General features: G+C 46.5%; 12 protein-coding genes. 4 read left to right on the forward strand and 8 right to left on the reverse strand.

The genetic code is table 11. From position 1 onward, the window contains the following. The 3 genes from GCU45_RS01645 to GCU45_RS01655 form a co-directional block, all read right to left on the reverse strand. The gene (locus GCU45_RS01645) at nt 1-444 is read right to left on the reverse strand and encodes a MarR family winged helix-turn-helix transcriptional regulator (RefSeq protein WP_116230231.1); all 444 of its coding nucleotides are present in this window, start codon (nt 442-444) and stop codon (nt 1-3) included. Nucleotides 445-1,174: 730 nt separating this feature from the next. Beyond that, entirely contained in the window at nt 1,175-1,624 is a 450-nt protein-coding gene (locus tag GCU45_RS01650; RefSeq protein WP_152397812.1) for a nuclear transport factor 2 family protein, read from the reverse strand. Nucleotides 1,625-1,874: 250 nt separating this feature from the next. Next, nucleotides 1,875-2,909 carry an aminoglycoside phosphotransferase family protein gene (locus GCU45_RS01655; protein WP_244364386.1) on the reverse strand — a complete coding sequence of 345 codons (1,035 nt, stop codon included), beginning with the start codon at nt 2,907-2,909 and terminating at the stop codon, nt 1,875-1,877. 186 nt (nt 2,910-3,095) lie between these two features. On the opposite strand from GCU45_RS01655, the gene GCU45_RS01660 reads away from it, so the two are divergent. Both GCU45_RS01660 and GCU45_RS01665 read left to right on the forward strand, forming a co-directional pair. Next, nucleotides 3,096-4,022: a DUF2268 domain-containing putative Zn-dependent protease gene (locus GCU45_RS01660; protein WP_145132968.1), complete on the forward strand. Its 927-nt coding sequence runs from the start codon at nt 3,096-3,098 to the stop codon at nt 4,020-4,022. Next, nucleotides 3,997-4,767, forward strand: coding sequence for a MerR family transcriptional regulator (locus GCU45_RS01665; protein WP_152397813.1), 771 nt, complete (start codon nt 3,997-3,999; stop codon nt 4,765-4,767). Before GCU45_RS01660 ends, GCU45_RS01665 begins: the two co-directional genes overlap by 26 nt. A gap of 123 nt (nt 4,768-4,890) precedes the next feature. On the opposite strand, the gene GCU45_RS01670 is transcribed toward GCU45_RS01665, so the two are convergent. Beyond that, a complete protein-coding gene (locus tag GCU45_RS01670; protein WP_152397814.1) occupies nt 4,891-5,742 on the reverse strand; it encodes an AraC family transcriptional regulator in 852 nt (283 codons plus the stop codon). 222 nt (nt 5,743-5,964) lie between these two features. On the opposite strand from GCU45_RS01670, the gene GCU45_RS01675 reads away from it, so the two are divergent. Continuing rightward, on the forward strand, nt 5,965-8,250 hold the full coding sequence (locus tag GCU45_RS01675; RefSeq protein ID WP_244364388.1) for a glycoside hydrolase family 127 protein: 2,286 nt from the start codon (nt 5,965-5,967) through the stop codon (nt 8,248-8,250). Nucleotides 8,251-8,433: 183 nt separating this feature from the next. Here GCU45_RS01675 and GCU45_RS01680 read toward each other — a convergent pair whose 3' ends face one another. Further along, nucleotides 8,434-9,525 (reverse strand): stalk domain-containing protein, encoded by a 1,092-nt coding sequence (locus GCU45_RS01680; protein ID WP_152397815.1) that lies wholly within the window; start codon nt 9,523-9,525, stop codon nt 8,434-8,436. Between the two features lie 242 nt (nt 9,526-9,767). Here GCU45_RS01680 and GCU45_RS01685 point away from each other — a divergent pair, with 242 nt between their 5' ends. Continuing rightward, the gene (locus GCU45_RS01685; RefSeq protein WP_152397816.1) at nt 9,768-10,127 is read left to right on the forward strand and encodes a DUF6220 domain-containing protein; all 360 of its coding nucleotides are present in this window, start codon (nt 9,768-9,770) and stop codon (nt 10,125-10,127) included. Nucleotides 10,128-10,162: 35 nt separating this feature from the next. Here GCU45_RS01685 and GCU45_RS34120 read toward each other — a convergent pair whose 3' ends face one another. The 3 genes from GCU45_RS34120 to GCU45_RS01700 are packed head-to-tail and all read right to left on the reverse strand — an operon-like array spanning nt 10,163 to nt 12,764. Beyond that, nucleotides 10,163-10,786, reverse strand: a complete 624-nt coding sequence (locus tag GCU45_RS34120) for a hypothetical protein (protein ID WP_244364389.1) — start codon at nt 10,784-10,786, stop codon at nt 10,163-10,165. A 53-nt stretch (nt 10,787-10,839) separates the two neighbouring features. Continuing rightward, nucleotides 10,840-12,009, reverse strand: coding sequence for a hypothetical protein (locus GCU45_RS01695; RefSeq protein ID WP_152397817.1), 1,170 nt, complete (start codon nt 12,007-12,009; stop codon nt 10,840-10,842). Continuing rightward, nucleotides 12,006-12,764 carry a cyclase family protein gene (locus tag GCU45_RS01700; RefSeq protein WP_152397818.1) on the reverse strand — a complete coding sequence of 253 codons (759 nt, stop codon included), beginning with the start codon at nt 12,762-12,764 and terminating at the stop codon, nt 12,006-12,008. The genes GCU45_RS01695 and GCU45_RS01700 overlap by 4 nt, the downstream gene beginning before the upstream one ends. Nucleotides 12,765-13,011 lie beyond the last annotated feature (247 nt).

Below are 13,011 nucleotides of genomic sequence, written 5' to 3' on the forward strand. Positions count from 1 at the left end.
TTAAGCTTCTTCCTCTCTATAATTTCTTAAAAGATGCAGTACTTTTTGCTGGATGCGGTCAAGCTCCCGCTGGTCTTCCTCAGGCAGCTCGAGCAGGGACCGCATCATGTGCAAGCGGGTGGCTTCCGTCTCGCGCCAGAGCGCCATCCCTTTCTCGGAAAGGGTCAGCGTCATCGCTCGCCTGTCGGTTTCAGTCCTCTCCCGGTCCACGAGACCGGCCTTGACCATCCGATCGACGATGCCGCTGGTCGTGCTGTTGCCGAGTTTCACCTTTTCGGCAAGGTCCGAAAGGCGGATCTCGGGGTGCTCCCGCAGCACCCTCAGCACGATCAGCTGCAGCGCAGTGAGTTTATGCTTGCTCGCCGCTTTGGTCATCAGCTGGAAGAACGCCTGATGGACCTCACGGTAGCTTTGGAATATTTCCAGGATCCGTTGTTCTTGCAACGTTAAGCTCCCTTCGCAAATATTTCGCATGCGAACTATTATCTAACCATTCAATCGATATGTCAATAAGTTCATAGTAGTAAAAGTAGTCACGAACGTTCTGTTCAACAAGGAGCGCCATTGTACAGGTTACACCTTCGGGATAGGACAAATCAGACTTTAATGTGGTATCAATCGATACGATAAGGGCTTAATCACCGGAGCAATGAACCCTTAGGATGACACGTTCAAGTAAGGCTCTACATGGTTTTATGGTTATAAAAAAAACCGCTGCTACGCGGCTACCCAGCGTGTATGTTCTTGTCATCTAACATTATTATACAGGCACTTCCACCTCTCCATTCATCCTAATATTTCCCTTAACGGAATTAATATCTCTAATCTGCCAAAAAATAAAACACCAATGATCATTGTAATGTGAACATTTTCAGCAGGAAAATCCATGCAAAAAGGTTACTGCAGACTCTTGAGAAATTTCAAAATGATCCCATGTAACCTGACACTGTAATGTGCCTGGGGATCGCTCCATCGCCATGGATAAAAAGGACTATATCAGCATTCTTGGGCAGCACCAAATCACCCGTTAGTTTGACTGCTGTTCAATCAGCATGTCAACTCCCATTCACCAGCAATCAGAACCATCCTGCCCTTTTATTAACAAAAAAAGCAGCCTAAGATTTGCCGGCTGCAGTTGTGCTGTATGGTCTATTGTCCTCCGTTAGCTTATAGCTTATTTATTAATTTCGGAATGGCCAAGTGCTGCGTTAATTAAAGAAGTATCAAAATAATAAGGAAATGCTTCTACGACTAAATCGTCCTTAATTTTTAAGATTTGAGCGAAAGGTAATTGAACTTCTTTCTCAGATTGTCTAGCCTTTGCCACTAAAGTCCCCCCCATAAAAAGGGTGTCACCATCTAATGTAGCAACCATGTTCTCAACGTTCATGGAACTCCATTTATTATGCATCGTATTAAAGAGTTTTCCAAGTTCTTCATAACCACACCAATCGCCCGGATAAGGCAGGGATGCAGGCTCATGTACAACGATATCGGGGTGAAAGGCAGATCTTATACCGCTAAAGTCATTTCCATCCGAGCGCATAAATTCCATTTCGGCTGAAAACATTCGATCCAATATTTCCATTGCCTTCGTGCTGTTATCACTCCATGTACTATTCATTCATATTATCCTCCGTTCATATTAACCTCCGCTTCATCTCGATTATAGAACAAAGGATCTTTCGATTTGTTGCTGTGATATCCCCGCCTAATTGAAAAAGGTGCAGCAAATAGAAGCTAACCTTTCACAACAATGACAAATGTTACGATCGCCGCCATATCCGTCTTCGGCAGTGAATTTGGCGGGTTATAGAGCGTTATGTCCACTTTATGTATCATATAGACGGTCATTCTCCCGCTTTGTTGCGAGACTATTGATCATTTTTGATCTCAAAGATTTTTTGCAGGGTACGGATGTGCAGGGCTCTTTCATTATCCGTTTCCTGGAGTTGGTCTCCCGATCCTGCATCCATATAACCTTCTACAAGCCTGTACCCGAACTTTAGTAGAATCATCTCATAAACGCAGTTATCCGTTATGTGCGAAATATCCGCTTGTTCCGAAAAGCCCTTGTAATACGCCGGGATACATCTATGGTAGTATTCAACCATCTGTTCAATATCGGCTTCATCCGCGATAAGGCTTGCCATATCTTCACCTAAATAGCCCCACCCCGTGGTATCCCAGTCGATGAGTATAATGTTACCGTCTGAATCAATGATGTTTGTCACCCAAAAATCCCTATGGCACAGCACGATGGGCAGCTTTTCAATACGGTTGAATATTTCGTCCGCGCTTTCATCTATGTCGATGAGCATTTTACAAAGATGTTTCGGGATACCGCAATCCTCGGAACGGATATAATCATACACTCGATTCCATGACCGGTAATAAAGATAGATATCCTTCATATAATCCGCTCTGTTCAGATTGGACATATTTTGTAAAAAAGCTGGCTGTTCGGCATATAACTTGCCCTGGAACCGTCCTAATTCCTCGGCTGCGCGTTCATACATATCGCCGGTGAGGTCCAAACCCGATATGCCGTCGGTATATTCCATCCATATCTGTGTTTCGTCCTCTTCTTCGTTCATTTCAACGTGATAACATTCGGGCCAACGGAATGATTCAGAAAACAAGGCGCCAAAATTGGACTTATAAAAATCATATTCTCTGCGCCATGAATCGGGATCCCTGTAGCGTTCCCATTTCCTCTGCGTTTTTACAACGATGTCATAGGTGATTTCCCTGCCATCTTTGGTTTTGGCCATGCCCGTTACAAGTTGTACATTACCTACTGTACCACCATGTAATGGTTTGGTCTGGATATCGGCACAGATGATTTCAGTACCGAGCATTTGGCTTAGAACCTGTGTCAGCGTTTCGGCTTTGATCCCGCTCATCATGAAGTCCTCCAATCGTTTTAACAAAGTAACCCTTTGTCGTACTTCAAGTTTAGGCTGCCATCCTGTTCAAATGAAGGGAAAAAGTAATTTTAAAAAAACTTCCCCTTATATTTGATCCGATGTACTTGACTATGACGTAAGGTCATAGTGCATAATTCTCACTATAAATTAATTGGGGTGAGAGAAATGAATATAAAAACGCTGCGCTCAGATCGTATTTATCAAAAAGTTGCCCAAGCATTGCCCGAGGACAAACTTGAATTATTCAGAAACGAAATGATGGCTCCCTTTATGAAACAATGGCAAATTCAACAGATCCCTTTTAGAGCGGAAGAGGCGAATGGTTTTGACGTTATTGCGTTTAACAGCATGATGCATCGATCCCCGGATCAGATTACCCCTCAGATATCGGCAGAGATCGAGCAGATTTCGTCCGAATCTTTTTGGTTAGAATGTGAGCATGCTGTGAAGAAAAGCCTGGATCTATTTGCAGAGCATGGAATTGACCTCCCCGTATCCGAATATTTGTTTACCGTGCAGCTAGGGAATCCGGAAAGCCGTGCTCTAACCATAAACGAAGGATATAGCGGCTTTGGGGGCATTCCCGGGTTTATCTGGGGTACGCTCTTGCCAAATGATTACACCATACCTCGCATGAAGGTTGCGCTGGCGCACGAATGCAACCATAATGTGCGATATCAATTTATTCAGTGGGATCACACCGTTCATTTAGGCGAGCTCATTGTCAGTGAAGGATTAGCTGAAAACTATGCTGCGTTCATGTTTGGCGAAGAATGGCTCGGCCCTTGGGTAACGAAAACAAACGCAGACACCCTTAACAGGCACATTAAGCCTGTGATTAGAGAAAAATTGCACGTAACCGGGTTTGATCAAATCGCTCCGTATCTTTACGGCGACGAGATCGCCAAACTCCAAAACTTTAAACCGGTCAATATGCCTTATAGCGCCGGTTACGCTTGCGGATATTATTTAATCCAATATTATTTAAGGAAAACAGGAAAAACGATCTTTGAGGCAACGATAACGCCCGCTGCTCAAATACTAGATGAAGTCGAAGGATTTTGGGATGAAGAAACCATTATTAACGGTTAATGATATTGTTCAGATTACAGGCATTACAGCACGGACCCTGCATTATTACGATAGAATTCATATATTTAAACCGACACATCTTACGGAAAAAGGGTATCGACTATACGATCGAAGCAGTTTGGAAAAACTACAAACGATTTTGTTCTTAAAGGAATTGGATTTTTCCTTGAAAGAAATTGCCGATATTTTAAAGTTGACTAAGGAAGAACAGAAACAAATATTAAAGAAGCAAGGACAAACCTTATTATCTAAGAAGCAAAGACTGGAAACCATCATGGCGGCTCTCGAAGAATATGTGTCGGGAAATGATATTAGCCATTTGGAAATCTTCAACAGTACTTCCGCTCTGCCATTGAGAGAACAATATGCAAATGAGGCAAGATTCATGTATGGTGAGACAGAGGCGTATCAAGCGTATAATGAAACGTTGGAAGCATGTTCACCCGAAGAAAAAGAGGAACGTTTTTCAGCCATGGAGGAAATATTCAAACAAATGGCGACTTGTATCCATCAGGATCCTTCCTCCGAAGAAGTGCAGCGATTAATCGAAGAGTGGAAAAAAATTTTAATGCAATTCATGCCTTGTGATGCAGAGTTACTGGCTTGCATTGCCAATACTTATAAATTCGATACACGATTCACAACCTACTTTAATCAATATAGTACTGAAGATTTAGCAGATTTTCTTTACCGTGCAATCATGTACCATATCAATCGGTTGAGCGATGCTGAAACAGACAAGTAAATAAGTCCACTACGGAAACCGCAGGATGCATGACATCAATGTCATATCTTGCGGTTTCTTTTATAAAATTCGCCTCTGCTGCTGATATAGAGTTAGCCATCAGGGCTCTGGAGCGGATTTCTACTACTTATAATAAAGCAAGCGGGTAGCGTAAGCATTGCGGTATTCCGATGGGGTCAGACCTGTTTTTTTCTTGAATGCTTTCATGAACGAATGGCTGTTTGAAAATCCCAATTGGTTGGCGATTTCGGCAATCTTCCGATTCGTATCCGTTAGCAGAAACTTGGCCGCCTCCATCTTTTCCTGCATGATGTACTGCTTCAAGGAAATGCCCGCTATGGAAGAAAACAAGCCCGTCAAGTATTTGGCGTTATACCCGAAATGCTTGGCGAGATGTTCAACCTTCAAATTTTCTTCCTTGTACCATCTGATGTAATCCACAATGTCATTGTACAGCTGCTGCTTCTCCGGTTTGGCGGGTTGATTCTGAGCGAAAAACATCTGATTGTAAATCTCACACAAGACACCTGTTGTCAAATAATTGTTCAAATTGGGTTCTCGGTAGCTCCTGACGGAATCCTGCAATTGCTTGAGCATGACGGTCAGTTTGTTGGGGCTGCGCAAGGTGCCGTACTCTGGAATCGCGATGACCTCAGGATCACTGGCTTGCTCAAGTTCATCGGCAGGGATGCATTCCGTTTCCCCGCGCGCCGAGAAATGCAGCCAGTAAAAACTGCAGTCCGACGCCTGATAGCCGTATTGATGCGATCGAGGCGGCATCAGCAGGAATTCCCCTTCTCTCAAGGCAAATTTCTTCGTATTGCATGAAATGTACAACGTTCCGCGAGTCTGGATAAACAACTCATACTCCATTAAGATCCGGTTCATATGCTGCCACTCCGGAGACGGAGACATAAATTTCCCGGTCATCACCATTTTCACCGGGCCATCCACCCGGAAGCGAAAACAATTCATCGTCGGTCTCTCCCTTGCGATCAAACCTTTATACACTAAACGTATGAATAAGATACCAAACTTGGTGAGGTTTATCCATGATATTTTCAAGTAAATCTAAAATCATGCTGAAGCAGATGTGTGCTTAAACTGCTGACCTTTTGACACAAAAACCGACCTTCAATTATTTAATGAAAAGTAAGGAAAAGGTACACTTGATGTACTCTCCACTGAAGGAGAAACTTGGTACAGAAAGGACCGATCGGGGAAATGAGATTACACGATTTTGGTTTGAATCAGGTCGAGCTGACTGGTGATTATCTTGTGAATGCCTTTACAAAAGAGGTCGCTTATTTAATAAGCTACGATCCAAATCGCCTGCTGGCCGGATTCCGGGAAGTTGCGGGACTGCCGTCCACAGCCGAGACTTACCCTGGCTGGGAAAAAACAGAGATTCGCGGCCATACCATGGGCCACTATCTGTCAGCATGCGCGCAAGCCTATGCCCAGAGCCGGAACGACAGGATCCTCGCTAATTTAGAGTATCTTGTATCCGAATTGGCCAGTTGCCAGTTGAATAACGGGTATTTGTCGGCATTTCCCGAAACGCTGTTCGATAACGCGGAAAATCGGATACCGGCTTGGGTGCCGTGGTATACCATGCACAAGATCATCGCCGGACTCATCGACGTTTATCAATCAACCCGAATACAAGCCGCTTATGACCTCGTCAATAAACTGGGTGATTGGGTAGCGGATCGGACTTCCCGGTGGTCTAAAGAATTGCAATCAACCGTGCTGGCTGTGGAATACGGTGGGATGAACGATTGCCTGTACAACTTGTATCAATTGACCGGAAATCCCCGCCATGCGGAAGCCGCCCATCAATTTGACGAAATCAGCCTGTTCGAGGCCATTTGGGAAGGCAAAGATATATTGAAGGGCAAGCATGCCAATACAATGATCCCCAAATTTATAGGAGCGCTGAACCGATATTTAACACTGGGAGAAAGCGAAGTTTTTTATCGAGAGGCTGCCGAGAGATTCTGGGACATGGTCGTATACCACCACAGCTACATAACCGGAGGCAACAGCGAATCCGAGCATTTCGGAGAGCCTGATCTGCTCGATGCTAGACGGTCCGATATCACTTGCGAAACCTGCAATAGCTACAATATGTTGAAGCTGACGCGGGAATTATTCAAGCTCACCCAGGATGTGAAATACGCTGATTTTTACGAGACAACATATATCAACGCTATCCTTTCCTCCCAAAACCCGGACACAGGCATGACGATGTACTTTCAGCCGATGGCGACTGGTTATTTCAAGGTGTACAGCTCCCCGTTCGAGCATTTCTGGTGCTGCACCGGCACCGGCATGGAGAGCTTCACCAAATTGAACGACAGCCTTTATTTTCACTCGGGTGAGCGGTTGTATGTCAATCAATTTATAAGTAGTACACTGGATTGGGCCGAGCAGCAGGTGAAGATAACTCAAAACTCTGACCTTCCATTTAGCGATACGGTTCAGCTATCTTTTGAACTGACCGATACCTGCAAGAAGGAGCGACGCTTGTCCGTTCGTATTCGCATCCCTTATTGGACCGCAGGCGAACAAACCATATCCCTGAACGGAGCAAACATTCAACCGGAAGTCAGGGATGGTTATGCAATCCTTGATCGGTTATGGAAAGATGGCGACTCATTACATATCCGCATCCCGATGAAAACCGATTACTCCAGTTTGCCTGATGCACCAAATGTGGTGGGATTTCGTTACGGTCCGGTCGTTCTCAGTGCCGGATTGGGCCAAGATGATTGGGTTGAATCGAAAACAGGGGTTAACGTCAGTATCCCTACCCGGCGAATGCTCATGAAAGATTTCGTCATCCCGCAAGGCATGAGCGTTCAGGAATGGTTTGCAGGCTTCGACCGGCATTTCATCCAAAAAGACGGCGAGCTTTCCTTTGTGCTCCGAAATACGGATGAAGACAATCGATTAGTCTTTACCCCACACTTCAAGCAGCATAGCGAGAGATACGGCATCTATTGGAGGTTCGTTGAAGCCGATTCGAACAGCTTGCACGAACACTTGGAGAAATCTCAGCAAGAACAGCTGATCAGGGAAGCCACGATCGACAGTATCCAGATTGGAAACGACCAATATGAGCTGCAGCATCAAGTCAAGGGTGAACGGACCCATGCCGGAACTTGGGAAGGCCTGAATGGGAGAAGAGCGGAACCAGGCGGTTGGTTCAGCTATGAATTAAAGGTAGACCCGGAAGTAAAAAACGGTCTCTCTGTTACTTTCAGCCACGGGTCCAGAGCCGGGGGCGTCGAGATTTGGGTGGACGGAAAACAGCTTACTACAGAATCGGTTCCGTTGGAAAGAAAACGGGCTTTTTATGACAAAATGATTGAAATCCCTGCCGAAATGACCGCAGGCAAAGCAGCGGTTGAAGTAAAGTTCGCGCCGATCCAGAATTTAAACGGCATCTATGGCATGTTACGGTCTGTGAAGCTGTGACATGCTAAATTTACCTGCTAACGCTTAACATCGAATGACCTGAAAAGCCTTCCTGTCGGGAGGCTTTTCATTCATATCAGCAGCATAATGAAGTAGATAATCTCATTTAACAACTTCCTCCAGCGAATAAAAAAAACCATGAAATTCAAGGCGCTTGAATTTCATGGCAGCTTAGAAATCATTTTATCTTCTAGCGTTGAATCCGATAAAAGCTTTTGTGTTGAAATCGAACACGGCGGTCAGCGGCCCAAGCAGCTCGTCTTGGTCCGTGTTGTAAGTCACCGTCACCACGCTTCCGTTCGCAGCCTGGACGTCTTCAAGCAATTTCTTCTGCTCGGCCGTAGTAGCTAATACGCCAACCTCTTTAGAGGAGACAATTTGAACAGGTGCCTCGTCTTGCTTTGTCGTAATATGGGAAACTTGCGCACTCACCTGCGCCCATGCCAAGTTACGGTATTCCTGCGCTGTTTCTGGCGACATTTTCAGTCCGCCTGCAACAGGTGCTTGAGCCTGTACAACTAGAAGGAAAAGCGGGCTTTGTGGAGGAAGGCTTTTCATCATGAGTGGACCGTAGTACGCTGTTACTTTCGTTCCAGCCATCAGGTCCTCCCATTTCATGGACTCCCCTTGAGATGTCATGACACGCGTTTCTTTACCTGCATTCAAAACCAAATTGTCACCTAATTGAACCTGCCAGCCGTCATCCGTATGTTTCACGGCTTTGATAGTATCTTCTTTGACCGCGCGATCTGCGTGAACCTTAACACTCACGGCCTGCGCTTGGCCCGGGAAGCTTGTCGCCATAGCTGGTCCGAATTCTGCATCGATTTGTGTGCCGGCCTTCAAATCGGCTGGGGTTAGCATTTTGCCGTCCAGGCTTTTAATAGCCGTCGATTTGTCTACCGTCAATATGACCCATGTGCTGCCGAGAAGCTCGATCCGGTACTTCCCGTCTTCATTGGCCTGCACGCTTACAATTACACCAGACGCACGCATCAGGTCAACCGCTTCGCCGAGCTCAATTTCTTTGCTCGCTTCATCGTAATTTAATGTATATCCAAGCTTGGCCGCAGCATCACGGACTGGGATATACAGTTTACCATCAATAGAAACAGGCGTAAGCATGCTGTCTTGTCCATTAATAAGAACCTTTGTATCTTTTTGAAGGTAGCCTGTAACCTTTTCAACTAAAGCGTCAGCTTCGACTGCGGCCGTTGTGCCGAGTACCCCTGCCAAAGTGAATAATACCGTTAGTTTAGTTCGTTTCTTGTTCATAAAAAAGCTCCTTCCGATCCTGAGATGGATGACGTTAATTGGTCAATCCTGCTAACAATCCATCAGACGGAAGCGGCTTCAAATAGGTTGCAGCAAAAGTTATTCATTCGTTTCGAATGTCACAAATCAGACCCTTACATCGTCATATGTGCAAAACGTTAAGGGAGCTGGAGAATAAGATGCACGATTTGAAACGAGCTGGAACATTGAACGTTGATGCGATAAAAAAAGAGCCTTCCCGAGTGAAATATTGCAGATTGGCATATTCCATCCTTGCGTTCGTATTTTTGTTCTGTATCATTGTGCAGGTATATCTGGCCGGAATGGCTTTGTTCGGGGATTCGGAACTTTGGAAATATCATCGGTCGTTCGTTCCCATGTTTGGATCGATCTCGCTCATCCTGTTCATCCTCGGCATCGTCGGGAAACTCAACCGGACAATGATCTGGGGGAGTCTTGGGCTGTTCGTCCTGATCAGTCTTCAATATATTACGGCTCTCCATATTGCAGGCGCACTGCATCCCGTTCTGGCGCTCGCCTTGTTTGGGGTCTCTCTTGTCTTGGTTCGAGGTTCTTATCCATTTTTAATGAAGCGAAAATAAATTGAAGCCACTTCACGACACCAAGGATAAGCTGATTAGTGACCGTTCTGTGCCGCAAAAAAACGTTCAATCATTTGTTTCGTTTCGCGGGGACTTCTCAACTGGACTGCCTTTCCATTTTCATCGATAGTAAAATGCCCCTTAAATGCTTCCGGCATAGCATCATATTGTTTCTCGACTTGTTGAAGTGCTTTTTCAAAACAGGGATACCCGTATTTTTTAATGAGGAGAGGCAGCCCGAAGGCGGATCTTAAAAACTCATATTCCTGGTAGTTATAGGGTGTAGTCTCCGGTCTCTTCATCAAAATTTCAAGGAAATGATCGATGACCTTACCGATCTCTTCTTCTGTGGCATAATGCGCTAATCCACGGATGGCGAGCAGTCTCATGTCCAAATATCGTTCCTTCTTATAGGCTTTCTGAAAAAAATCCTTCAGCTCCAATTCCTTGCACCGGATTAAACCATACAGAATCTTATTGCGAAGGGCGATATTTTTCAGTTTAAAATATAGCAGCTCTATGAAATCTGCTTCATTTGCTGTTAACAACTCATAGTCTACTTCACTTATTGCGCCGATAAACTTCGGATCATTTTCGCGAAAGGAGGCAGTCGCTAAGTACCTAATCGATTCCTGACAATGCTGTTGATTTAAAGACATGGCGCCATCACTCCTTGTATAAACTTGGCACAGCAAAATACCGAGTTGATGCTTCAGTAATTGCGCGCTGCATCGAACCACCGTTGAGCCATTTCTTCCGTGATAGGCTGGCCAATCTGGTGATGGGACTGGCTGAGCTGCCATACCGCTTCGCCAAGGTCCTCTCTCTCAGTCGTTTCTATGCCTTTGAGGGTATTGAAGCGCACGGTGAAGGCGGTAATGGCTGCCTCGGCATCGGCGAAGCTGCGGGCCTGCGATAAGCCTGCCTGTGCAACGTTGTAAGCTTCGTTAGCCACCTTGGCCAGACGTTTAGGCCAGGACGAGAACGGGCGCCCGAACTCGGTCGACCACCACTCGGGCTTTCGTAATTGGCTCACTGAAGCATGGCCGCTCCATGGCCGGATTTTCGCGCGTGTTTTCATTTGCTGCTTCAGACGTTTACCCGTGAGCTCTTCCACGTTATATGCGATAAATCTATCAAGCAACGGCCACGTGTCTAACGGGGGCAGCTCTTCCAGATCCGGCATGAAACGCAGCTCCAGATTCGTTAACCGGGCCTGACGGGCCAACACGTCCATATCGCAGAAGTTCCCCCACAAACTTAGTGAATGTAGGTTCGGAAAGCGGTTCAGACACTCCAGCGAGACCGGCTGTCCCATCGGCGCATTCTGTAACGCCAAACTCGTCACCTGGTGCAGCTCACCTAGGTCAGGCATCAAGAAGGGGGGATCATTCTTGCGTCTACTTGTGTGGGGCGCTAGTGTCAGAGAAGACGGCATGTTTCCAGTGACCGAGAGGCGTGATAGATCGCCGGACACATTCAAGCGGCAAGGCGTTATCGGAAGTTTTAGGTTCAAACACCCTCCTGACGGACGCAACTCGATGTGCAGGCCATGCAAAATGGACTGGCTGGCATCCACCACCGTGTCTGCCGACAGGATTGGAGTCCACGTCATTTCTTCAATGGGACGCTTCTGTGCCCAATCCAAGAAGCCTGCGTCACTGCCTGTATAGTGCAGATAACGCGGCCAAGATGAGCCGGCTGGCGTAGCAAAGGCATCGAATACGGTCCAATCGATATGCGCGTCGGGCTCAACGTGAAGATCCGCCTTTTTCCCCAAGTATGACGGGCCAATGGATAGGCTCCCCACCCCGGGTCGCATCACAAGGGTATGGCTGCGAAGACCTGTCAGGTCGATGGGATAGCGGCCATCTTGTCTCATTCCGCCATGATGGCGACCGGCCGAGCCCAGCCGCCGCTTGCCTTTTCGACCTTAATCGGAAAGCAGCATACTTTGAAGCCATACGGTTTCGGTATTTTGTCCAAATTGGCCAGCTTCTCAATCTGGCAATATTCCTTGTCCTTGCCTACGTAATGCGCTGCCCACAGCACGCCTTCCCGCGGCTGCTTTTTATACGCTTCAGCCTGCAGGTTGAGCGGAATATCCCAGCCCCAGCCGTCAGTGCCGACTACCTTGATGCCTTGGTCCAGAAGCCACAGCGTAGCTTCAGCCGATACCCCGGCATGAAGAAATGCATAATGTTCGTGATACAGCCGTTTGTCCGCATCGCTCCGAATGAGAACGATATCAAAAGGCTTCAGGGTATACTCGATCCGTTTCAGCTCGGCGATCAGGTCATCCGTTGTGATCTCGTAACCAGGCGGCTTCGCGCTGAAATCGAGCACCACGCCGTCAGAATAAAACCATTCAAGCGGCAGTTCGTCAATCGTCCTTGCTTGCTTCCCCTCCGAGACCGGCCAGTAATGCCATGGCGCGTCGATATGGGTACCCGAATGCGTATTCAGCGTCACCATTTCCGTTGCCCACGCCTTGCTCTCTGGAAAATCCTCCTGCTTCAATCCAAGTATCTCGGCTGCTTGCCGCGCACCGTCTTCATGGGTCGCATATTCGATTTTCGCCGGCAGCGGCTCGCGGATACGCGGGCTGATCGGCACGCTCAAGTCAATAAGCTTCATGATGATTCTCTCCTCTCTTATCCCGATTTTCTTTATGGATATCCCTACCAATTATTTATGTACATACTCATTAAAGTAAATAATTTTATCCTAAATAGCAATATCAATCTGCGCCCGATTCCATTAAGCCGGCTAAACTTACTTGTTCATGTCGTCGGGTTTTGATTAGAACACTTATTGTTAAAACAAAAAAAGCCGCAGATACGCGGCTATTTAGCGTTGTATGCTCTAGGCTTCTTACGTGTCG

This window comes from Paenibacillus cellulositrophicus (assembly GCF_009363095.1).
GTDB classification, from domain to species: Bacteria; Bacillota; Bacilli; order Paenibacillales; family Paenibacillaceae; genus Paenibacillus_AQ; species Paenibacillus_AQ favisporus.

Coding starts and splice junctions, on each gene's coding strand:
- GCU45_RS34120 (WP_244364389.1), bottom strand. CDS start 10,786: ATGTCTTTAAATCAACAGCATTGTCAGGAATCGATTAGGTACTTAGCG.
- GCU45_RS01700 (WP_152397818.1), bottom strand. CDS start 12,764: ATGAAGCTTATTGACTTGAGCGTGCCGATCAGCCCGCGTATCCGCGAG.
- GCU45_RS01655 (WP_244364386.1), bottom strand. CDS start 2,909: ATGATGAGCGGGATCAAAGCCGAAACGCTGACACAGGTTCTAAGCCAA.
- GCU45_RS01695 (WP_152397817.1), bottom strand. CDS start 12,009: ATGAGACAAGATGGCCGCTATCCCATCGACCTGACAGGTCTTCGCAGC.
- GCU45_RS01665 (WP_152397813.1), top strand. CDS start 3,997: ATGAAGAAACCATTATTAACGGTTAATGATATTGTTCAGATTACAGGC.
- GCU45_RS01680 (WP_152397815.1), bottom strand. CDS start 9,525: ATGAACAAGAAACGAACTAAACTAACGGTATTATTCACTTTGGCAGGG.
- GCU45_RS01660 (WP_145132968.1), top strand. CDS start 3,096: ATGAATATAAAAACGCTGCGCTCAGATCGTATTTATCAAAAAGTTGCC.
- GCU45_RS01670 (WP_152397814.1), bottom strand. CDS start 5,742: ATGAATTGTTTTCGCTTCCGGGTGGATGGCCCGGTGAAAATGGTGATG.
- GCU45_RS01650 (WP_152397812.1), bottom strand. CDS start 1,624: ATGAATAGTACATGGAGTGATAACAGCACGAAGGCAATGGAAATATTG.